The organism is Pseudomonas sp. SDO5532_S415 (assembly GCF_054071155.1).
Map to the genome: position 1 here is coordinate 50,566 of NZ_JBSVWS010000008.1, position 22,593 is coordinate 73,158.

The 22,593-nt window shown below is 59.9% G+C and carries 16 protein-coding genes; 13 read left to right on the top strand and 3 right to left on the bottom strand.

Going from position 1 to position 22,593, the window contains the following annotated elements; all coding sequences use genetic code 11:
* Window positions 1-478: 478 nt before the first annotated feature.
* Entirely contained in the window at window positions 479-604 is a 126-nt protein-coding gene (locus ACW9HW_RS04830; protein WP_457398728.1) for a hypothetical protein, read from the bottom strand.
* Between the two features lie 591 nt (window positions 605-1,195).
* Here ACW9HW_RS04830 and ACW9HW_RS04835 point away from each other — a divergent pair.
* Both ACW9HW_RS04835 and ACW9HW_RS04840 read left to right on the top strand, forming a co-directional pair.
* Window positions 1,196-4,915 (top strand): dermonecrotic toxin domain-containing protein, encoded by a 3,720-nt coding sequence (locus ACW9HW_RS04835; protein ID WP_457398730.1) that lies wholly within the window; start codon window positions 1,196-1,198, stop codon window positions 4,913-4,915.
* Between the two features lie 209 nt (window positions 4,916-5,124).
* Entirely contained in the window at window positions 5,125-6,129 is a 1,005-nt protein-coding gene (locus tag ACW9HW_RS04840; protein WP_457398732.1) for a FecR family protein, read from the top strand.
* Window positions 6,130-6,184: 55 nt separating this feature from the next.
* Here ACW9HW_RS04840 and pvdQ read toward each other — a convergent pair whose 3' ends face one another.
* Window positions 6,185-8,521 (bottom strand): bifunctional acylase PvdQ, encoded by a 2,337-nt coding sequence (gene pvdQ, locus ACW9HW_RS04845; RefSeq protein WP_457398734.1) that lies wholly within the window; start codon window positions 8,519-8,521, stop codon window positions 6,185-6,187.
* A gap of 248 nt (window positions 8,522-8,769) precedes the next feature.
* On the opposite strand from pvdQ, the gene ACW9HW_RS04850 reads away from it, so the two are divergent.
* A complete protein-coding gene (locus tag ACW9HW_RS04850; RefSeq protein ID WP_457398736.1) occupies window positions 8,770-9,141 on the top strand; it encodes a fe2+ zn2+ uptake regulation protein in 372 nt (123 codons plus the stop codon).
* A gap of 367 nt (window positions 9,142-9,508) precedes the next feature.
* On the opposite strand, the gene ACW9HW_RS04855 is transcribed toward ACW9HW_RS04850, so the two are convergent.
* Complete coding sequence (locus tag ACW9HW_RS04855; protein WP_095194134.1) at window positions 9,509-9,697, bottom strand: hypothetical protein; 189 nt, start codon at window positions 9,695-9,697, stop codon at window positions 9,509-9,511.
* Between the two features lie 172 nt (window positions 9,698-9,869).
* On the opposite strand from ACW9HW_RS04855, the gene ACW9HW_RS04860 reads away from it, so the two are divergent.
* From ACW9HW_RS04860 to ACW9HW_RS04905, 10 genes are all read left to right on the top strand, one after another.
* A complete protein-coding gene (locus ACW9HW_RS04860; RefSeq protein WP_170948656.1) occupies window positions 9,870-10,010 on the top strand; it encodes a hypothetical protein in 141 nt (46 codons plus the stop codon).
* Window positions 10,011-10,305: 295 nt separating this feature from the next.
* Window positions 10,306-10,752 carry a DUF411 domain-containing protein gene (locus ACW9HW_RS04865; RefSeq protein ID WP_457398738.1) on the top strand — a complete coding sequence of 149 codons (447 nt, stop codon included), beginning with the start codon at window positions 10,306-10,308 and terminating at the stop codon, window positions 10,750-10,752.
* Complete coding sequence (locus ACW9HW_RS04870) at window positions 10,752-11,186, top strand: YqaA family protein (protein ID WP_095194350.1); 435 nt, start codon at window positions 10,752-10,754, stop codon at window positions 11,184-11,186. Before ACW9HW_RS04865 ends, ACW9HW_RS04870 begins: the two co-directional genes overlap by 1 nt.
* Before the next feature lie 83 nt (window positions 11,187-11,269).
* Window positions 11,270-12,295 (top strand): alpha/beta fold hydrolase, encoded by a 1,026-nt coding sequence (locus ACW9HW_RS04875; protein ID WP_457398740.1) that lies wholly within the window; start codon window positions 11,270-11,272, stop codon window positions 12,293-12,295.
* 13 nt (window positions 12,296-12,308) lie between these two features.
* Window positions 12,309-13,262, top strand: a complete 954-nt coding sequence (locus ACW9HW_RS04880; RefSeq protein WP_457398741.1) for a D-2-hydroxyacid dehydrogenase family protein — start codon at window positions 12,309-12,311, stop codon at window positions 13,260-13,262.
* Between the two features lie 604 nt (window positions 13,263-13,866).
* Window positions 13,867-15,453 carry a glycogen synthase GlgA gene (gene glgA / locus ACW9HW_RS04885; RefSeq protein WP_095194131.1) on the top strand — a complete coding sequence of 529 codons (1,587 nt, stop codon included), beginning with the start codon at window positions 13,867-13,869 and terminating at the stop codon, window positions 15,451-15,453.
* Between the two features lie 12 nt (window positions 15,454-15,465).
* Window positions 15,466-17,262, top strand: coding sequence for a malto-oligosyltrehalose trehalohydrolase (gene treZ / locus ACW9HW_RS04890; RefSeq protein ID WP_457398743.1), 1,797 nt, complete (start codon window positions 15,466-15,468; stop codon window positions 17,260-17,262).
* Complete coding sequence (malQ, locus tag ACW9HW_RS04895) at window positions 17,259-19,337, top strand: 4-alpha-glucanotransferase (RefSeq protein ID WP_457398745.1); 2,079 nt, start codon at window positions 17,259-17,261, stop codon at window positions 19,335-19,337. Before treZ ends, malQ begins: the two co-directional genes overlap by 4 nt.
* Window positions 19,334-22,108, top strand: coding sequence for a malto-oligosyltrehalose synthase (locus ACW9HW_RS04900; protein WP_457398746.1), 2,775 nt, complete (start codon window positions 19,334-19,336; stop codon window positions 22,106-22,108). Before malQ ends, ACW9HW_RS04900 begins: the two co-directional genes overlap by 4 nt.
* 20 nt (window positions 22,109-22,128) lie before the next feature.
* Window positions 22,129-22,452 (top strand): DUF2934 domain-containing protein, encoded by a 324-nt coding sequence (locus ACW9HW_RS04905; protein WP_095194127.1) that lies wholly within the window; start codon window positions 22,129-22,131, stop codon window positions 22,450-22,452.
* The last annotated feature ends 141 nt before the right edge of the window (window positions 22,453-22,593 follow it).

Sequence of the window (22,593 nt, forward strand, 5' to 3'; positions counted from 1 at the left end):
TGCCCGTGCGTTAACTATCTACCGCCTGCGCCCTGGTACCGTTTTCTAGTCTCGACGCTCCATCCATTGGCGCTCTGCGTAGTGCCTTGCACGAGACTCGACAATGTCTGCATCCGTTACTCCACTGTTTTTCCCTGAAGCCCTGAATTCCCCCGGGCGTTGGACTGAACTGGGCAAAACCCATGGGTTGACGCAAAAGGATTTCGAATGGTTCAGCCACGTGAAACTGGCCAGCCATGCGTTACGCAATCAACAAAAATCGCCGATGCTCGCCGAAAGAATCCTGGTCGGTACGGGCGAGTTGTCTCTCCCCCTGGCAGGCTGTTTTGTGCTGAGCGCCACGCCCGATGACAAAGGCGAGATTCTCTACACGCCTTATGCAGGCATAAAGAAATTCAAGAGTCGCACAGCGCTGTCCACACAAATCAAAAACCAATTGGATAGCGCGGAAGAAGACGATGACTTGCTTGCATTCATGTCATTGTCCGCACGCAGGACGCTGGCCGAAGCCACTGATTTCACCGTGAAGTTCGAGACCATCGACGGGAACGTATTCGGCGATCAGAGCGCCGTGATCAAAACCAACCAGCGCGGCAACGATCAAGCCATGCTCGATGAACTCAAAAAGCTGCCATCGCTCACAGCCCTGCTCGACACCGTACTTGATGAATTACTGCAGTCAGACTTTCCGGGTGTGAAACAAAGCGAGATGCAGGTCAACTTTTACTCCGAAGCAGCCACCGAGAACATCGAGGGCACCACATCGACACGACGCTGGATCAAATCCATGTCCCTGGGTGAGTCGGTGCTGTTGTACTACCGTCATCAGCAATGGCCCACCGGGCACTACCCGGAGTTTTCTCACAGCAAAAAAACGCCGGTGAAGCAGGACCTGCAACGCTGGGAAACGGCGGTAAAAACCGCCTCAAGCAGTTTGATCAGTCAGTTGTCGAAAGAACTGCAAAATTACTGGGACAAGGCGAGTGTCGATGGAGCAACCCGTCGCGAGTTCTTTTCCCGGGCCATTCTTGAGAAAGCGCGGGCCGAACTGCTGCTCAAGCGCGAGGCTGGGGTCATCACCCCTGAGCAAAGCCGAACGTTGCACTCGCTTTTCGAGTCTTCCTCCGCCCTGACCCTCGAAACCGTGCGGTTGTGGGAATACCAGCCGAACTTCGTAGAGCTCGCCGGGTCGCTGATGATCAGCAAGGACAGCGCCCATGCTTTCCTCTACACCCCTAGCCGGGGATTGCTGGTCCTGAAGGACTATCAGTACCTGAAGAACACCCTGGTGACAAAATCAATCTCGGCCGGTCACGACGATGAACTCTACGGTCTCATGAGTCTTGAGGAGCGCCGCCTTTTCATCGGCTTCCATCAACCGCAAATCTCCGGTGCCGCGATAACCGGCTCGGTGTTCAAGACGCTGTTTGAGTCAATCATCAGCAAACAAGTGCAAAATATGGACTATGCCCTGCAGGTACTGCGGCAAAGCGACGACGCGGTGGACATCCATGCCTTGTTCGACAAGGCGTTGGACATACGCTCAATGGTCGGCGAGCAACTTCTGACGCTGGACGCCGATGAACGCTGGAGCACCCGACCGGCCTGGTTGGACAATTTCCAATCTTCGATGGTGCTGGCCGATACCGCGGCGATTTACGTCAAGACCCTCACGTCTATCGAATCGCCGATCAACAGTGAATTCGCCGGCCAACCGATCAACACGAAGGCCGCACAGCGAGCGTATCTGGAAAACATGAAACCACGGCTGGCCCATGCGCTTTCCGTGGGCGTACGCGCAGAGGCCGCCCTGCGAGAACTGGATGGCACCCTGCGCAATGCCGATTGGCATCTGGTTGATAACGTTTTCAACCCGGAGCGGGCCGACCGCAAAACGCGCCGTGTGATCAATAGATTCCGCCCGGACGTTTTTTCCCTGGTGCTGGAGTGTTCCGGCCAGAAGAACGTGTTGCCTTTGGCCCATTGCGTGCTGTTGACCGAACGGGGCGGACTCGATATCCAGCATTCCGGGCGAGCCATCCTGTGGACGCCGGCGGCCGGGCTGGAGGTGTTCGCCACGGTCGGCATCGCACGGCAGCAACTCGACCTGCGCCTGCGCGATGCTGAAAAACGCCTGGAACTGCTGGAGAACCTCAGCCCCGACCAGTATCAATTCCACCGTCGCTACACGCTCAACAGGCTGCAACTGATCGAAGGCAACGTTTTGCAGCATGTGGCGCAATCCGCCATTGATCACTTCCTGGGGCGGTGTGAATCCATACGCTCATTGGACGTGAGCGACACACTACAAAACAAGGCGCTCAAAAAGCTGACGCAGACCCCCATCGATATCAACTTGCGAAGAGCCGCGTCGATCGCCGAGGCCATCACTCGCCAACATTCCCTGCCGGGATGGCTGGGCATGGCGTCCGTCGAAGAACAACAGTTGCACCTCGAATTGTTGCAGCAATACAGCCACAACGTGACCGACGACAAGGACTACCTGCACGGCGTGCAAACGCTGGCGGACTATGTTCGTCAGACACTCCGATCGCTGCTGACGAGCCGCTTCCCCGGACAAACCCTTGATCCCGACAAGATCGAGATTTCCCCGCAACTGGCCTTGGCGGGGCCTGCGCAAAGCCTGACCGATTTTGCCTTGAACCACGTCAACATCGCCCAGGGCACGGGGTTTCGGGTCGCCTCGAAAACCGCTGACGCCCTGCCGGCCGGTCTGAACCAGGCGGCCGTCAGGCAGTTGTTACTGTCACTGAATATCCGGCAAGATTTTGGCAAAAAACTGACGGACGCACTGTCGGGCACCGATGCCGCTGAACGAACGTTGCGATTTACCCAACAACTGCCGTGGCAACTGTTGCAGCACGCCCATGCCTTGAAACTGCAACGGCATCTGTCCACCAACGGTTTCGACTTGATCCGCCAGGTCCTCGATATGCCGGATGCCACCGCCCGCCACACGGTCAAAGGCGCCCACGCCATCATCAGGCCGCTGGAACTGATCAAGACTGCCGGCGCCACCGCCGTCAAAGCCCTGGGCCTGTACCTGATTGGCCCCGGGACCGGACAAAAAGGATCACATATCCTGTTTGCGCCCTATCGCACGGGGCCGGTATTCGCTGAGTTCGACACCGAGGCCGAACTTGTCGCGGCAATCAACACGCCTGGGGAGCTTCAGGATCTGATTATCCGGCGTCTTCCGGAAAATCAGCAGGTATCGTTTCGCAGCCTGTTCGAGTCAAACATCGGCGAAACCAGTGAAATCACCCTCGGTTCCACCGCCATCGAGGGCAACGTGCTCATCCGGTTTTTCAATGACAACGCCAGCCTGCTTGCGCAGATGCTCGGCAGCCAGTCGAAACCAAGCGAGCAGTCGGACTGGCACGTGGTCAAACAGTTGTTCAGCTCCGGCACCAGACAAGTCTCAAGCCTCTTGCCGGGCAAACTTTCGCGCATCCCGTTTTTGTGGCAAAGCTTCAAGGATTTCAAGGACTCCGCTCAAGCGTTGCAGGACCATCATTGGAAACGTGCAGTGCGGGGCTTTATCGCCGGAGCCGCGCAAATGATTTCGCTGGGCAGGCTGGAATTGGAGGCTTCGCCGATCCCTGAGCAATCGGCTTGCGACACCGCGCCGGTCGATACCACTGTAGTCGCGCAGCCATGGTCGCAGGTGAAATCCACTTCACCTCTGCGCACTCTGCTGCAGCATTTTGAAGTCTCGTCCGTTCAACTGAAGGATCTGAAAAAAGACAGCGCCAACGGGACGTACCTGGATGCAACCGGCAAACATCAATATGCCCCCATTGCAGGCAAGGTCTATCCCGTACAAAAAGCCGACAAGGTATGGCGGGTGATCAACGACAAGCAAGAAGGCCCTGCTCTGCTGGCCACCTCTGATAAACAACTGGTCATCGATCCGGGCACGCGCGGCATTGGCTACGGAAAAGCCTTGTCTAAAGTGTCGAAAAAGCATGACGAATTTGTCACCAGCTACCAAGCGCGGCAGGTTTTGAACATAGAAGCACGAGGGATGACGGAAATTCGTGCCAAATTCCCGGCCAAGGCTGCCATGCTGGTTAGCGCAATTGATCTGGCGCGCTTTTACGCATTCAACGCCCTGCACAACCTCAGTCAACTCAGGGGGCTCACCCCGGGCACACGACTGGAGACATTCCTTAAAGAGTTCTTTGATGTCAGCAACGTCGATGCAAACCTGCTGGACAAGATCAAGGAAGCCATCGTGCCCGTCTGCAACGACCTGGTGGATCCCGATAACGACCTGCTCAATGACGATCGTCTGGTCGTCGGTTCAAACAGAAACGTGAATTCCGATGTGATCGCTTTCACCGACGCAAACGACCCACTCAAGCGCGTGCATTTCTCGGAGCATTTTTTTGCACCTGGTCTTGATTGGTATGAATACTCGTTGACTGAACCTTTTGATGTCATCACCCACAGTCAGGCTTCCACGATCACGCACGAAATATCGCATCAGAGCAAAAAATCGGTGGATATCGTGTACGTGGAGTCGAGGCGCCCGTTCAGTGATCTTGTGGAGACCCTGACCGAGCAGGGCCAGGAAATGAAACAGGAGCAGATCGAGCTTCAGCGAAATGCATTGTCGTTGGACACCCCCAGGGAGAAGTTGTTTTCCAGATGGAACGATAATCTGAATGAGTGGATCGATTTGGATTTTACTGATATCGACCACGATGCAGTCGACGCGATCCTGGAAATAACCGGTCGCGACACAATCGACGAAGCGCGGGATGACTTCCTGGATGAAAATAACGCAGAGCCTCGAATCAACATCATTTTGCGCAATGCCGACTCGATAGCCCGGCTGATAAGCGAAATGGGTCGACAACTGGACCCGATGCCGGCGGCCAATCCCTGATGGTCAACGCCGCCTGTAGGAGCGAGCGCCTACAGGCGTGATAGATCGTTTTGATCATTTTTTCACGTCGTTTACGGATAATGCTGCCCATGGGCGCTGCCTTTGCGCCCACGCACGCGAAAAAATCTGCACTTTGATGTTTAATTGCCATGATCGATGTTCTCGCAGGCTGCCCTCAAGGTTAGAATGGCGCAAATCAGGATGAGTCAATGACCGACAGCCCTTTCTCACAAGCCGAATACGACGCTATCACCGATGCCGCTGCGCACTGGTGCATGCGCTTGCACGCCGATGACTGCACGCCACAAGAGCGCGTGGCGTTCGAGCAGTGGCGGGATGCACATCCGTTGCACGCCTTCGAGTACGAGGCGATGTTGGAAATCTGGGAAGTCGCGGGCGATCTGCCGCGCCCGGAGCCTGCCATGGTGCCGTTGGTTCAAGTGAAACCGCAAACCCCATGGCGCACCTTCGGCATGGCCGCCGCTGTCTGCGCGCTGGCGCTACCGTTGGCGGCCTATAGCGGCTGGAACCTGGGGTGGCTGCCCAATTCGTATGAGCACTTCGAGGCCAGCGACAATGTGCGCAAAGTCACCTTGAAGGACGGCAGCCAGGTCGAACTGAACCTGGGCAGCGAGCTGACTTACAGCAACTACAAGGATCGTCGTCAGGTCACCCTGGAAAAAGGCGAGGCCTTCTTCAGCGTCAGCCACGACACCGCCCACCCCTTCATCGTCAAGGCGGCCGAAGGCAAGATCCGGGTGACCGGGACCCGGTTCAACGTCTGGATGTATGAAGACCAGGTGAAAGTGAACCTGATTGAAGGCTCGGTGCTGGTCAGCAGCAACGATGACTTGCCGGGGGACGGTTTGAGGCTGGGTCCGTCGATGCAGGCAAGTTATGGCCATGGCGATTTCATTCCACGGATCAGCCAGACCTACGACAATGACAACTCGCTGGCCTGGCGCAGCGGCAAACTGGTACTCGACAATCTGGCGCTCAACGACGCGCTGCCGCTGATCAATCGTTACCTGGAAACGCCCTTGGTCGTCGCCGACAACAGCACCGGCGCGATCCGCATCGGCGGCATCTACAACATCAAGGAACTCAACACCCTGGTAGCAACGCTGCCCAAGGTGCTGCCGATCTACCTGACGCGCAACAAGGACGGCAACCCGGTCCTCAATTCGATTCCGCAGCGCACTCCAAAAAGCTGAAGGCCGCCACCCTTGCGGGGAGCGGCCTTCATGCATCGCTCAAACACCTGTCATTTTACTGCGCAACCACCTTTTCGTCCTGTTCGCGGATAGTCTGCGCCTGATAGTTCGGATCCGATTTGATCTGCTGCTCGGTAAACGGCAACACGCTTAGTTGCTTCTTCGAAAACGCCAGGGTCTGGTCATTGGCGTGTTTCGACGCCGGATCACTGGACAGCGAGAATGCCAGCACCCCGTGAGCCTGCGGTCCCTTTTCGTCGAAGGTCACCACCTGCAAGTAGCTGGTGCCACTGACGACTTCGCGCTTGCCGTCGCTTCTGGGCACGCTCTGAATGGCGTTATACACACCCAGCGTCCCCGGCCCGCCATGGATCGGCGTTTGCCGGCCACCGCTGCTGACCACCTGGATATCGCCCCAACGGCTGTTCGGCTTCAGTCCTGACGCATTGACCTGCTCGACCGACGCCAGCATCGCCTGGCGCAACGCCTGCGCCACCTCAGGACGGTCGACCGCCAGGCCACGCGGTGTGTGTTGCGGGTCTTTCGGATCAAACGCCACGCGCCAGACATCAGGGGCCTGTTCGAGAGGCTCCATGACATTCTGGAAATGCACGAAGCCCAGGCCACTGTCGAGATTCGCCTTGCGATCCCAGGCCTTGAGACTGGCACACAGCGGCGCCAGGGTTTTGCCATCGGCCCCCAGATCGGCCGCGCAGAATTGCAGCAGGTCCGGCATGACTTGCGCGGCCTGATATACCTGATCATCCATCACCATGTGTTGCAGATCCGTTGCCTTGAGCGGGCCGGCCTTGGCCAGTGTCCTCAGGCGATCCAGGGCAAATCGCGAGCGCAAGCCCAAAGGCTGGCTGTCCTGGCTGATCAATGGCGAAAAACCGGTCAGCGGCTGTGCCGGGTTGGCCATCCACGCAGAATCATTGGAGTGCTGCACGAAGTCCCTGCGCAGCAGTTGCGGCAACTTGTCCGAGGCATAAATGCCCTTTTGCGCCGCCTGCGGGTCGATGTCCCAGGCGCAGGCGCTGTTGGAGCCGTCGAGAACGATCATCTGCAAGCCAATGCGCGGGTCGCTGCACTGTGCCAGCTTCTCGGCGCTGACGTTCGGCACCACCGACAGGTTCATGTACAGCGTTTGCCCCTGATCGTCTGCCGCCAGGGTGTTGACCCACGGAATACCCTGGATCTTGTGCACCGAATCCTGAAACTCCTTGAGGTTGTCGGCACGGTTCATGGCGTACCACTGCTGCAATACGCGGTCGTTATCCAGGTTGGCGTCGCGCAAGCTGTAGGCGAACTGATTGTCCCAGTCCAGTTTCCCGGGCCACTGCACGATCGGGCCGAACTGCGAGCTGTAGACCACATGGGAAACCGCCTTGACCGAACCGTCCGGCTGCCTCACGTCAACCGTCAGCGTCTGTTTGTGCATGGGCAAGGATTTGCCGTCGAGCAGGTACCGGGTCGAATCCTTGGGGTCCAGTTGCAGGCGGTACAGGGTGAAATGCTTGGACGAATCCACGGTGTGGGTCCAGGCCAGGTGCTGGTTGAAGCCAATGTTGATCAAAGGTAGCCCCGGCAACGCAGCGCCCATCACGTCCAGTTTGCCGGGAATGGTCAGGTGCATCTGATAAAAGCGCATGCCGCCGACCCACGGGAAGTGCGGATTGGCCAGCAACATGCCGCGCCCGTTGAAGGAACGCTCTCCGCCTACCGCTACGGCATTGCTGCCACGGTCGAGAGCAAACCGTTGCATACGCGAGTCGGCTACCTGAAACGCCGACTGTTTTCCGGCATTCGTCGTGGCGGCAACCGGTGGTGTGGCGCCCGTCAGCGCTTCGGCAAACTGACCTACGCCACCTTCCACCAGCAGGCGACGGGTCAGCTTGACCAGATCCTCGGCGGTGATTTCCCGCACCCAATCGCCCTGGCACTGCTGCGGCAGCCCCTGGGTCCGACGCTCTGTCAGGGACCGGTTATATCCGGCCACATAGCCCTCGACCAGCGCGCGCACCTCCGGGGGTTGCGCCTGCCAGAACCCGGCAACGGCCTGGGGCGTGTTCAGCCAGGTGAAAAACAGATCGCTGACCCGGTTCTCGCGCTCTTCCACCGTGAACTGATCCGGACCGAAAAATCGCGAACGTTGACCGTTCACCGTGACGATCTCATTGGCCAGCAAACACAGGTTATCCTGAGCATAGGCATAGCCGGTTCCGTAACCGAGCCCCCGCTCGTTCTCGGCCCGAATATGTGGCACGCCGAAACTGGTCCGGCGGATATCGGCACTGGCCTGCTCAGGCTGGCTGCGGGCGTTCGCCGCAAGACTCAGCCCCAGAAACACACCTGCCAGGCTCAACCTGGTTAACTGGCTGGAAATAATCACACTCGCTCCTGATCGAAAAACGATGGTCACAGTTCTGCGTACTGACACGCACTGCGCATCCTTTCAGGGACGAATCAAACGGCAAAAATTTAGGAGAAAAGACCGCGATCCAGCGGCGGCTTACAGACCGCTAACGCCATGATGACGAAATTTCTACATTTAAGTCTTCATGATTTGCGTGGCTCATACGTCTTGTTAGGCAAGAGCGCCCATTTTTCCTGATCAGGCTCTGAAAAGGAGTTTTTGCAATGTACAACTCGCAACTGCCAACGGACGGTAGCAACACGCCAAAGAGCACTTCCATCGGGGTCGGAGTCTTCGACCAGCGTACCGAGCGCCACGGCAACGAGCGGATTCGCTTCCTGCTCAAAAGCTTTGGCCTGCGAACCAGTCTGATTCGTCTCAAAGTCATCGACGCCCTGCTGACGGCCGCCGAAAACGACCGCAGCCTGGGTGTGCGCGGGGTGCACAGTCACTTGCTGGATCTGGATATTCCCCTGTCCTTCCTGAGCGTGCGCGAAGTGTTGAAACGCCTGTGCAGCGAAGGCGTGATCGTGCTCAACGAAGACAAAAGCTACAGCCTGGACCCGCGGGCTGCTGCGGTTTTGCAGCACCACTGATAACGCTCCCACAGTTGAACCGGGTGCATCGGCAAAAGTCAGGTCGGCTGTCAGGCCGCCTCGCTTTGGCTTTTCGCGGTGCTTGCCCCCTCGAGAGGCTTCGTTCCGGTTCTGCGCAGTGGGCAACCCGGCATGGATGCCGGGTTAGCCGCCCCCGGCCATGGATGGCCGATGGCGGCGGGCCCACGGAGCAGGACCGGAGCGAGGGCATGCCGAGCCTCGGCGAGGCACCGAACGAAAGGGGCAGAGCGCTTTGGTTACTTTCGCGCTTTTCGAAAGTGACCCGCCGTAAAGGCGGAACCTTAAGTCGGCCATCACCAAAATCATGGATATTCACTCAATCCAAGGTGAACCTGAACATCAAACCTCAGGGCTTGACCTTGCGCCGCATCACACCATTGATGACCACCACGACCACCGCCACGCCAATGGCGATGTACTGGAACAGTTTTTCGCTGATAACCCCGGTGTTCTGCAAATAAGTCAGGCCAAACATGATCCCCAGCACGGCCAGGGCGATCAGAAGGGAATATTTCAAACGTTGCGACTGGGTCATGGGCCTTTTCCTGAATGTAAGCCTGAAACTGAAAAAAATGTATCCGCTTTGTATCCGCACGCATGCCAAGTCCCTACCGTTTTCCGGGGATGGGGCGCAGCAAACAGGGTCTCATGTTACAGCCGATGAAGCGTTTTGGCTTCATTGCGGCGATAACCATGAGGATTTTCAAATGTTGCGTCGAATCACACTGCTGATTCCCCTGCTGGCCCTGCTTTCCCTGAGCGGCTGTATCGTCTTCCCCCACGGTGGCTGGCACCATGACCGTCACTACGACGACCGGGGCGGACCGGGTTACTACCCGCATCGATAGCAATCCGGATCTTCTGCAGAAGCTGAGCTTGCTCGCGATGGACGTCAACGATAACGCGGGCTACCGAATGATCGCGTTGCCCGAACGTTTTTTGCGAGCAGGCTTGCTCGCACAGAGGCAATGCCTCGGACACATAACTGACAAATCTGTAATGTCGCCCTCATCTGACTGACAGCGTTGATCTAAGATCATGAAGCTGCCGAGCTTGTAGTAATTCGAAACAAACCTTGAAGGTATGGCCGGCAAAACCGGTCAAAATGCGTTTTTTCGCCCGCAATCCGAGACCCGTCACGACATGCGAACCCCTCTGCGTCTGGCTGCCTTGAGCGCCCTGTTCATTTCCTCCCTGGTCCAGGCCGCCGACCTGATCCCGATTGAAGTTCACCGCGACGCCAATTGCGGCTGCTGCAAGAAATGGATCAGCCACCTGGAGGCCAACGGTTTCAAGGTCGAGGATCATGTCGAAGCCAACATGAGCCAGTTCAAGCAAGCGCATGGCGTGCCACCGCGCCTGGCGTCGTGCCACACCGGTTTGATCAACGGCAAATTCGTCGAAGGCCATGTCCCGGCCGATCAGGTTTTGGCCCTGAGCAAGCGCGATGACCTTCTGGGCGTGGCCGCACCCGGCATGCCCATGGGATCACCGGGCATGGAAATGGACGGCATGAGCGATGCCTATCAAGTGATCGGCCTGAAAAAGGACGGCACGGATGTCATCGTGGCGGACTACCCCGCCCATTGATCTTCGGCGCCTACATCAGTTTGTTTCTGGCGGCCTTCGGTGCCGCCACACTGCTGCCCCTGCAATCCGAAGCCGTGCTGGTCGGCCTGTTGCTCAGCGACCGGTATTGGCTGTGGTCACTGCTGGCGGTGGCGACACTGGGCAATGTCCTCGGCTCGCTGGTGAACTGGTGGCTGGGGCGTGCCATCGAGCGCTTCCGCGACCGGCGCTGGTTTCCGGTCAGCCCTGCCCATCTGGAAAAAGCCCGAATCCATTATCAGCGCTATGGTCATTGGTCGTTGCTGCTCAGTTGGCTGCCGGTGATCGGCGATCCGCTGACCCTGGTTGCCGGGGTGATGCGCGAACCGCTGGGGCGCTTCCTGCTGATCGTGACCCTGGCCAAAGGTGCCCGTTATGGGGTGCTGGCCCTGGCCACGGTGGGCTGGATGGGTTGAACCAACCGGCGTGGCCATTGCCTGTTTAATGTCGCCCTAATCATGCCGATCCAGCATCGGCGGATTTCCAATGGAGCTCCCCCATGCCTTTGCCCCTCACCCGCTGGCTGCCCGGTCTGCTGCTGACCGCCGCCCTGCCCGTCATCGCTCACGCCGAGGCCCCGGCATATGGCCCCGAACTGCAAGGTTTCGAGTACCCCTACACGGTCAAGCATTTCGCCTTCGAGTCCCAGGGTAAATCCCTGCAGATGGGGTACATGGACGTCGCCGCCCATGGCAAGGCCAACGGGCGCAGCGTGGTGCTGATGCATGGCAAGAACTTCTGCGGCGCGACCTGGGAAACCTCGATCAAGGCCCTGAGCGACGCCGGTTACCGGGTCATCGCCCCGGATCAGATCGGCTTTTGCACTTCCAGCAAGCCGGACCACTATCAATACAGCTTCCAGCAACTGGCGAACAACACCCAGCAATTGCTCAAGGCCCTCGGCATCCAGAAAGCCACCCTGCTCGGCCACTCCACCGGCGGCATGCTCGCCACTCGCTATGCCTTGCAATACCCCGAACAGGTCGAACAACTGGCCCTGGTCAACCCTATCGGCCTGGAGGACTGGAAAGCCCTCGGCGTACCTTATCGCACGGTGGATCAATGGTACGAGCGCGAGCTGAAGCTCACGGCCGAAGGGATCCGCAACTACGAACGCAACACCTATTACGGCGGACGCTGGAAGCCTGAGTTCGACCGCTGGGTGGACATGCTCGCCGGCCTGAACAAAGGCCCGGGGCATACGCAAGTCGCGTGGAATTCGGCCCTGATCTACGACATGATCTTCACCCAGCCGGTGTACTACGAATTCCAGAACCTGAAGATGCCGACGCTGTTGCTGATCGGTACGTCCGATACCACGGCCATCGGCAGTGATATCGCCTCCCCGGAGGTCAAGGCGAAACTCGGCCACTACGACGTTCTCGGCAAACAAGTGGCCAAACTGATCCCCCAGTCGACCCTGGTGGAATTCCCCGGCATGGGCCACGCACCACAAATGGAAGAGCCGGCGGAGTTTCACAAGGCGTTGCTTGACTGGCTGAACAAAACCAACCCCGTGCGTTAATGAGGTAAGGCTGATGGCGGTGCAGATTGCGGTGATTGACGATTGGCAGGACGTGGCCCGAAACGTGGTCGACTGGTCCCTGCTGGAGGACATCGGCCAGGTGAGTTTCATCCACGACTACCCGGCCGACAGTGAAAGCCTGGCGCAGCGCCTGGAAGCCTTTGAAGTGATCTGCGTGATGCGCGAACGCACCCGGTTCGATGAGGATCTACTGCGCCGCTTGCCCAACCTCAAGCTGCTGGTGACCGGCGGCATGCGCAACGCTGCGCTCGACTTCAAGGCCGCTGCCGCCCTGGGTATTCAGGTGTGCGGCACCGACAGCTACAAACACGCAGCGCCCGAACTGACCTGGGCCTTGATCATGGCCGCGACCCGCAACCTGGTGGCCGAAGCCAACGCATTGCGCGACGGCAAGTGGCAGCAAGGCCTGGGGGGCGATCTGCATGGCAAGACCCTGGCGATCCTCGGCCTGGGCAGCATCGGTCAGCGAGTGGCACAGTTCGGTCAGGTGTTCGGGATGCGCGTGATTGCCTGGAGCGAAAACCTCACCGCGGAGCGAGCTGCGCAAGTGGGCGTGACTTATGTCAGCAAGCAGGAGCTGTTCGAGCAGGCTGACGTATTGTCGGTGCATCTGGTTCTCAGCGACCGCTCCCGAGGACTGGTGGATGCCGAGGCGTTGGGCTGGATGAAACCCACGGCACTGCTGGTCAATACCGCGCGCGGGCCGATTGTCGATGAGGCTGCGCTGATCAAGGCCTTGCAGAAACGACGCCTGGCGGGTGCGGCGCTGGATGTGTTCGATGTCGAGCCGTTGCCGCCTCATCATCCGTTCCGGACCCTGGAGAATGTACTGGCGACGCCGCATGTGGGGTATGTCAGCCAGCAGAACTACCAGCTGTTCTTTTCACAGATGATTGAAGATATACGGGCCTGGTCCGAAGGTGAGCCGATTCGATTGCTGAACTGACTCCGCGTTTTCGTTCATTCGCGAGCAGGCTCGCTCCCACAATGGATCTTCTCTGGACACAGGTTTAGGGGCCGACAGAGATCCCCTGTGGGAGCGAGCCTGCTCGCGAAGAGGCCAGAACATACACCGCACAACCAAAACCATGCACCGCAATGGTGCAAACAAACTGTTCACCCACGCACACTGATGTGACAGTTCTGCTTCATTTTCATCCGATTTCACAAAAAAACCTGCCCTTCGTCGGTGCGCAAGCCTCGTAATCCGGCACGTCCGTACCTCTTTAAACCGATTGTCGAACAATTTTGCCATCCGGGCTTTACCGCTCTAAGTTCTGGTCTAGGCTCACTTTCGCGGGGCGAAACCGGTCGGTCACAAAGCGGAAAAATAATCGAAACTTTTGCCGTTCGTGGTCGGTCGACTGAAAGGAAGGTGCGTTGCGACTGGTGCAATCCTTGCAATGGCTACTCCACCCAAACTGCTTCAGCGCATTGGGCAGCGCTTGCTCACCGATGTGCAGCGCTTTTGCGCCCGGCCACAGGATGTTTGGCCAATGAAATACCGTTTGCCAGAGCTAAGAATTAGATCAACAACACGGGAGATTCATATGATCAGTGCGGTTTTAGATGTTCAGGGAGAACGTGCTCATCAGCATGTCGGCGAATCGAGCGCCGTAAGTGCTCCCGCTGCCCAGTCGATCAACGTTACCGGCACCAGGACGCTGAGCCCGGTGGCCAAACAGAATCCCAATCGGAAAAAAGTGTTGTTCGTCACATCGGAGATTGCCGACCTGGTGAAAACCGGCGGACTGGGTGACGTTTCCGCCGCCCTCCCACGGGCCATGACCCATCTGCACGACGTGCGGGTGCTGATTCCCGGTTACCCGCAGGTGCTGCACAGCGAAAACCCGATTCACATCATTGGTGAACTGGGCGGGCATGCCGCGCTGCCACCCTGCAAGATCGGGCGCATGGACATGCCCGATGGCCTGGTCATTTACGTGTTGATCTGCCCTGAACTCTACGAGCGCGAAGGTTCTCCCTACGGCGCCAACAATGGCCGCGACTGGCCGGATAACCACATTCGCTTCGCCCGCCTGGGCCTGGCCGCAGCCGATATCGCCGCCAACCTCGCACAAATTCACTGGTGCCCGGACCTGGTGCACGCCCATGACTGGCCCGCCGGTCTGGCGCCCGCCTACATGCACTGGCGCGGGCAGCGCACGCCAACTTTGTTCACCATCCATAACCTGGCTTATCAAGGTGTGACCAGCCTGGGTTCGTGCCCTGAACTGGGCATCCCCCATCACGCGCTGCAACAGGAAGGCATGGAGTTCTACGGCAAGATGTCGTTCCTCAAGGCGGGCATGGCCTATTCCAGCCATATCACCACGGTCAGCGCCACCTACGCCCAGGAGATCACCACCCCGGCGTTCGGCTGCGGTCTCGACGGATTTCTTGCCGCCAAGACCCAGCAAGGCCTGCTCAGCGGCATTCCCAACGGCATCGATGAAAGCTGGGACGCCGCCACCGATACGCACCTGTTCCGTCCCTTCGGCATCGGCGACTGGGAAGGCAAGGCGGTCAATGCCGCCCACGTGCGTCAGTTGTTCGGCCTCGATGACTCCGAAGGCCCGCTGTTTGCCGTGGTGTCGCGACTGGTCTACCAGAAAGGCCTGGATCTGACCGAAGCGGTTTCCGAATACATCGTCAAATCCGGCGGGCAGATCGCGATCATCGGTCGTGGCGAGCCAGAAGAAGAACAAGCCATGCGCGAACTGGCCCTGCGCTTTCCCGGGCAGATCGGTGTACGCATCGGGTTCAACGAAACCGATGCCCGCCGCATGTTTGCCGGCAGCGACTTCCTGTTGATGCCTTCGCGCTATGAACCCTGCGGCCTGAGCCAGATGTATGCCCAGCGTTTCGGCTCGTTGCCGGTGGCGCGCAATACCGGCGGCCTGGCCGACACCATCGAGAACGGCGTGACCGGTTTCCTGTTCGACGAATCCACGGTGGAGAGTTATCAGGAGGCCCTGAGCCGAGCGTTCCATGTGTTTGCCTTCCCCGACCTGCTGAACGCCATGCGCTGCCGGGCCATGACCCAGCCTTTCAACTGGTGCCAGGCGGTCGAACCCTACGCCGAACTCTACGAACAGCTTGTGGCTAAAGCCCTGGGGAAATCGAACAAACAGTAAGAGGCTTTCAAGATGCCGTTACGGACCCTTGAGACCTGGCCCCACGGCGCAATCATGCTGGACGCTGAACACACGCAATTCGCGTTGTGGGCGCCAGATGCGTTCTACGTCAGTGTCGAACTGGAAAATGGACAGTCCTTGCCGTTGCTGCCTCAGGCTGACGGCTGGTTCGTGATCAACACCCGCTGCCCGGCAGGCACGGGTTACCGCTATAGCATCGACGGCGAACTGGAGGTGCCGGACCCGGCCTCCCGCGCCCAGGGCGGGGATATCGACCAGCGCAGCGTGGTGGTCGATCCCCATGCCTACTGTTGGCAACACAGCACCTGGCAGGGCCGTCCGTGGAACGAGGCGGTGATATACGAGTTGCACGTCGGTGCGCTCGGCGGCTTCCAGGCCGTCGAGCAGCATCTGGCGCGCCTGGTTGAACTGGGGATCACCGCGATCGAACTGATGCCCGTGGCGCAATTTCCCGGCGAACGCAACTGGGGCTACGACGGGGTCCTGCCCTACGCGCCCCAGGCATCCTACGGCTCGCCCGAACAACTCAAGCATCTCATCGACACCGCCCATGGACACGGCCTGGCGGTGATTCTCGACGTGGTCTACAACCACTTCGGCCCGGACGGCAACTACCTGCACCGCTACGCCAAAGGCTTCTTCAATGAAGACAAACACACACCTTGGGGAGCGGCCATCGACTTCCGCCGACGCGAGGTGCGCGACTTCTTCATCGACAACGCCTTGATGTGGTTGCTGGAGTATCGCTTTGACGGCTTGCGCCTGGATGCCGTGCATGCCATCGAAGACCCGGACTTTCTTAAGGAACTGGCGCAACGGGTACGCCAGCAGGTCGACCCGCCGCGTCACGTCTGGCTGATGCTGGAAAACGAACACAATCAGGCCAGCCTGCTGGAGCAAGGTTACGACGCGCAGTGGAATGACGATGGCCATAACGCCCTGCACGTACTGTTGACCGGTGAAACCGACGCCTACTACGCCGACTATGCGCATAACCCCACCGAACAACTGGCCCGCTGCCTGAGCCAGGGTTTCGTGTTTCAAGGTCATATCAATCGCCATGGCAAACCCCGTGGAGAACCCAGCGGGCATTTGCCGCCCAGCGCCTTCATTCTGTTTTTGCAGAACCACGACCAGATCGGCAACCGCGCCTTTGGAGAGCGCCTGCATCAATTGGCCCATCCCGATGCCTTGAAAGCCGCCACCGCGCTGTTACTGCTGTCGCCGATGATTCCGCTGCTGTTCATGGGCGACGAGTTTGCCGCCGAGCAGCCGTTCCTGTTTTTCACCAGCCACCATGGCGAGCTGGCCCGGCTGGTGCGCGAAGGACGGCGCAACGAGTTTGCCGCATTCAGTGCATTTGCCGATCCACACAAACGCGAACAGATTCCCGATCCAAACGCACCAGAAACCTTCGAAGCGTCCCGGCCTTCGCTGAGCGCCGGCGGCGCTTCGGCCATTCACGATCTGTATCGCCGGCTCTTGCAGATTCGCCATCAGCAGATCATCCCGCGCCTGCCGGGCGCCCAGGCATTGGGTGCCGAAAGGCTGGCCGACGGCGCGGTCTCGGCACGCTGGTTGCTGGGTGACGGCAGTCTGTTGCGCATTGACCTGAACCTCGGCAACACGCCGGTGGTCCACACCCCACAGGCCGATGCGGTGCTGTTGTTCGAGCATCCTCCAAACGCCTTCGGCCTGTTGGACCAGGGCACGCTTGCCCCGTATTGCGCGCTAGTCACCCTCAAGGCCGCAGCCCCTTTGCTACCCCCGGATGGAGAGCCTCAATGAGCGATGCGCAGCTTGAAATACTGGCGGGCCATGCCGGTCTGGCAGTGGACTGGATCGACGCCAATGGTCGCCCGCAAAAAGTCGCCCCTTCGGTGTTGCGAAATGTCCTGACCGGGCTCGGCCACCCGGCCGGCAGCGCACAGGAAATCGACGCCAGCCTGCTCGAATTGCAAGAGGTGCAACAGACCCGTCACCTGCCGCCGTTGCTCACCGCCGACGCCGGTGTCGGGCTCAGCCTGGCGCATTACTTCGAACCGCAAACGCCGTGCGAGATTCACCTCGAAGACGGTTCGGTACTCACCCTCAAACTGGACGCCGAGGCGACGCTGCCCGGGTTGATTCCGGTCGGTTACCAGCAGGTCAGCATCGAAGGGCAAACCTTCACCCTGGCCGTGGCGCCTGAGCGCTGCTACAGCGTGGGCGATGCCGTTGAGAACCCGACGCCTCGCGCCTGGGGCCTGAGCGCGCAGCTGTACGCTTTGCGCCGCGCCGGCGATGGCGGGTTCGGCGATACCCAGGCCCTGGAAGACCTGGCCAGGGTCGCGGGTGAACGTGGTGCCGAAGCGCTGGCGATCAGTCCGCTGCACGCCATGTTCGCCAGCGACGGCCAACGCTACAGCCCCTATTCGCCGTCCAGTCGCTTGTTCCTCAACAGCCTGTACTGCGCGCCCGGCGCAATCCTTGGCGAACGTGCATTACGCGCCGCCATCGACGCCACCGGCCTGGCTGACGAATTGCGGCATCTGGAAAACCTGCCGCTGATCGACTGGCCGGCCGCCGCCGAAGCCAAGCATCGGCTGTTGGAAGCGCTGTATGACGGCTTCGTCCAGGGTGAACACCCGTTGCACGCCGACTTCAGCAGCTTCCGCCACGCCGGAGGCGAAGCCCTGGAAAACCACTGCCGGTTCGAAGCCATTCAAGAGGCGCGCGCCGCCAAGGGCGAAGACCTTGACTGGCGGCACTGGCCCGAACAATGGCGTAACCCGCGCAGTATGGCCCTGGCCGAATTCGCCGAAGAAAATGCCGGACGCATCGGCTTCTTCGCGTTCTGCCAGTGGCTGATCAGCCGTTGCCTGGAACGCGCACAAGCCGCTGCACGCAGCGGCGGCATGAGCATCGGCCTGATTGCCGACCTGGCCGTCGGTGCCGACGGCGGCGGTAGTCAGGCCTGGAGCCGTCAGGACGAACTGCTCGCGTCCCTCACCGTCGGCGCGCCACCGGACATTCTCAACCGCAGCGGCCAGGGCTGGGGGATTTCCGCATTTTCCCCCGAAGGCCTGGTGCGCAACGGTTTTCGCGCCTTCATCGAAATGCTGCGCGCCAATTTTGCACACGCCGGTGGCCTGCGCATCGATCACGTCATGGGACTGCAACGCTTGTGGGTGATCCCCAATGGTGCACCGCCCGCCGATGGCGCTTACCTCTATTACCCGGTGGACGACCTGCTGCGCCTGCTGACCCTCGAGTCCCATCGCCACCAGGCCATCGTGCTCGGTGAAGACCTCGGCACCGTGCCGGACGGCCTGCGGGAAAAACTCATCGCCCGTTCGATGCTCGGCATGCGGGTGTTGTTGTTCGAGCAGGACAACACCCACTTCAAGCCGATCCTCGACTGGCCGGACAACGCCCTGGCGACCACCAGCACCCATGATTTGCCGACCCTCAATGGCTGGTGGCATGGCCGTGATATCGACTGGAATGCCCGCTTGGGCCTGATCGACGCCAACACTGAAATCGAGTGGCGCCACCACCGTGAACGGGAACGCGAAGGCCTGCGCCGCACATTGAGCCAGGACCCGCAGAACTTCCGCGAAGAATCCCATGAGACCGACCAGGTGCTTGACGCCAGCGTGCGTTTCCTTGGCCATACCCGCGCGCCGCTGGTGTTGCTGCCGCTGGAAGATGCCCTGGGTATCGAACAACAGGCCAACCTGCCCGGGACCATCGATACCCACCCCAATTGGTCGCGACGCTTGCCGGGATATAGCGAAACCCTGCTCGATGAACCCGACGCGGCCCGACGCCTGGAACTGCTTGCTTGCGCAAGGCTTCAGGCGGCCGAGCGTGACCAATGACCGAAAAGCCAATGCAACCGCTGCGAGCCACCCTGCGCCTGCAGTTCCATAAAGGTTTTACCCTCGATGATGCGGTTCCACTGGTGCCGTACTTCGCCCGCCTCGGCATCAGTCACGTGTATGCCTCGCCGCTGCTGAGTGCCCGTGCCGGCTCCATGCATGGCTACGACGTGGTCGATCCGACCACGGTCAACCCGGAATTGGGTGGCGAAGCGGCGTTGCACCGCCTGGTCAGTGCATTGCGCAGCCAGAACATGGGGCTGGTCCTCGATATCGTTTCCAACCACATGGCCGTCGGCGGCAGCGACAACCCCTGGTGGCTGGACCTGCTCGAATGGGGGCGACTGAGCCCCTATGGCGAATTCTTCGACATACAGTGGCATTCACCCGACCCGTTGATGGAAGGCCAACTGCTGTTGCCATTTCTGGGCAGCGACTACGGCATCGCACTGCAGGATGGCACCTTACCCCTGCGTTTCGATGCGCTGCGCGGCGCCTTTCACGTCGAGCATTACGACCATCACTTCCCGATCTGCCCCAGCCATTACGGCGAACTGCTCAAGACCGATGCCGAACCACTCAAGTCACTGGCCGACCGTTTCAGCACGCTGAGCTATCAGACGGATGCGCACAGTCTGGCGATGCCCCTGAAAGACGAACTGCGCGAACTGGCCAGCGATCCGCAAATACGCCAGGCCATCGAACACAATCTGAAAAGTTACGACTCACTGACCCCTGAAGGCTTGCAAAACCTGCACAGTCTGCTGGAACGCCAGAGCTATCGTCTCGCCAGTTGGCGCACCGCCGCGGACGACATCAACTGGCGGCGTTTTTTCGATATCAACGAACTGGGTGGGCTGCGGGTGGAACGCCCGGCGGTGTTCGAGGCAACCCACGCGAAGATCTTCCAGTTGGTGGCACACGGCCTGATCGATGGCCTGCGCATCGACCACATCGACGGCCTCGCCGACCCTCGGGGTTACTGCCGCAAATTGCGACGGCGGGTCGACCGCCTGGCACCGGGCCGGCACCTGCCGATCTATGTCGAGAAGATCCTCGGCGAAGGTGAAACCCTGCACCGCGACTGGTCGGTGGACGGCACCACCGGCTACGAATTCATGAACCAGTTGTCGCTGCTGCAACACGCTCCCGAGGGCGAAAAAACCCTGGGTGAACTCTGGCAGCGCTACAGCGAGCGTCCGGCCGATTTCAGCCAGGAAGCGCAATTGGCGCGCCAGCAGATCCTCAACGGTTCTTTGGCCGGGGATTTTGAAAGCGTCGCCCAGGCCCTGCTCCAAGTGGCCCGGGAAGACCTGATGACCCGCGACCTGACCCTTGGCGCGATCCGTCGCGCGTTGCAGGCGCTGATCGTGCATTTTCCGGTGTACCGCACCTACATCAGCCCCCTCGGCCGTTCGATCCAGGACGAAGCGTTTTTCCAGCATGCCATGGACGGTGCGCGGCAAACCCTCAGCGAGGCGGATTGGCCGGTGCTCGACTGCCTGGCCGGCTGGCTGGGTGGCGAGCCCTGGCGCAAACGCCCGGCAGGACGGGTGCGCAAGCGGCTCAAGCATGCCTGCGTGCGCTTTCAGCAGCTGACTTCACCGGCGGCGGCCAAAGCGGTGGAAGACACCGCGTTCTATCGCTCGGCCGTGCAGCTGTCGCGTAATGACGTCGGATTCAGCACCGAACAGTTCAGTGCACCGATCGCCGACTTTCACACCGCGTGCGCCCAACGCCTGGCCGAGTTCCCGGACAACCTGCTGGCCACCGCCACCCACGATCACAAACGTGGCGAAGACACCCGCGCGCGCCTGGCGGTTTTGAGCGAACGCAGCAGCTGGTACGCCGACCAGATCGGCCTGTGGCGTGCCCTCGCCCGGCCCCTGCGCTTTGATGATCAATCGCCATCTCCGGCCGACGAGTTGATCCTGTATCAAGCGATCCTCGGCAGCTGGCCGCTGGATTTGCGCAGCGATGATCAGCCCGCGCTGGAGGACTACGCCAAGCGACTTTGGCAGTGGCAACGCAAAGCCCTGCGCGAAGCCAAGTTGCAAAGTAGCTGGAGCGCGCCAAACGACCCCTACGAACAAGCGACCCAGGCGTTTGTCCAGGGCCTGCTGCTGACACCGGAAGGCGAGCTGCTGCGCTCGGCCCTGGGCAAAGCCGCGCAAGCCATCGCCGTCCCCGGCGCACTCAACGGTTTGGCGCAAACCTTGCTGCGCATGACCGTGCCAGGGGTGCCGGACCTCTATCAGGGCAATGACTTCTGGGACTTTTCCCTGGTCGATCCGGACAACCGCCGGCCGGTGGATTACCCCAGCCGCCAACAGGCCTTGCAGCAATCGGTGGAGCTTGCTGATCTGCTGGCGAACTGGCGTGACGGGCGCATCAAGCAGACCTTGATTGCGCACACATTGAGCCTGCGCGCCGAGTACCCGGAACTGTTTCGACGGGGCACTTACCAGCCGCTCGAAGTACTCGGCAGCCAGGCGCATCGGGTACTGGGATTTGTTCGAGAACATGAAGGGAAACGGGCCATCGTGATCGTGCCGATCCGCTGCGCGTCGCTGCTGGAAAACAGTGCCGAACCGAAGGTGAGCGCGCTGCAATGGGGCGATACGCGGGTCCATTTGCCGTTTGCGACCGCCGAGGAAAATCTCAAGGGACTTTTTTCGAGCGTCGCAGTCACAAAACACAGGGAGCTGACGATCAGCGCCGCGCTGGGGGATTTCCCGGTCAATCTCATTATTCAAACTACCCACACTTGAGTTGAGTCAGGAGCATTGCGATGAGTACCGACGATAAACGCATCCGCGAGTTTGCCTATCAGATCTGGGAGTCGGAAGGTAAACCCGAGGGCCAGGAAGCCCGGCATTGGGAGATGGCGCGCAAACTGGCCGAAGCCGAAGCCCTGGCGCCGAAAAAATCACCCAAGGCCGCAGGGAGCAAAACGGCGGCCAGCAAGCCTGCTGCCGGCAAATCGCTCAATGGCAAGGCTGAGCCAAAAACCAAAGCCAAGGCCAAACCTGCCGCTGCCTCCAAGGTGATTCCACCGGGCGAGAAAGCCGCAGAAAAAAAGCCTCGCGCCGCGCGTAAACCGCCTGCGGTCTGACCCGTCGCGTTGGTCCTTAATGACCTTGTGGCGAGTCTTCTCGCCACCACGCAGGCGCTCGTCGGGCATATACCCCCTGTGGGAGCGAGCCTGCTCGCGAAGACGGAGTCACAGCCAACATTGGTGTCGACTGACACGACG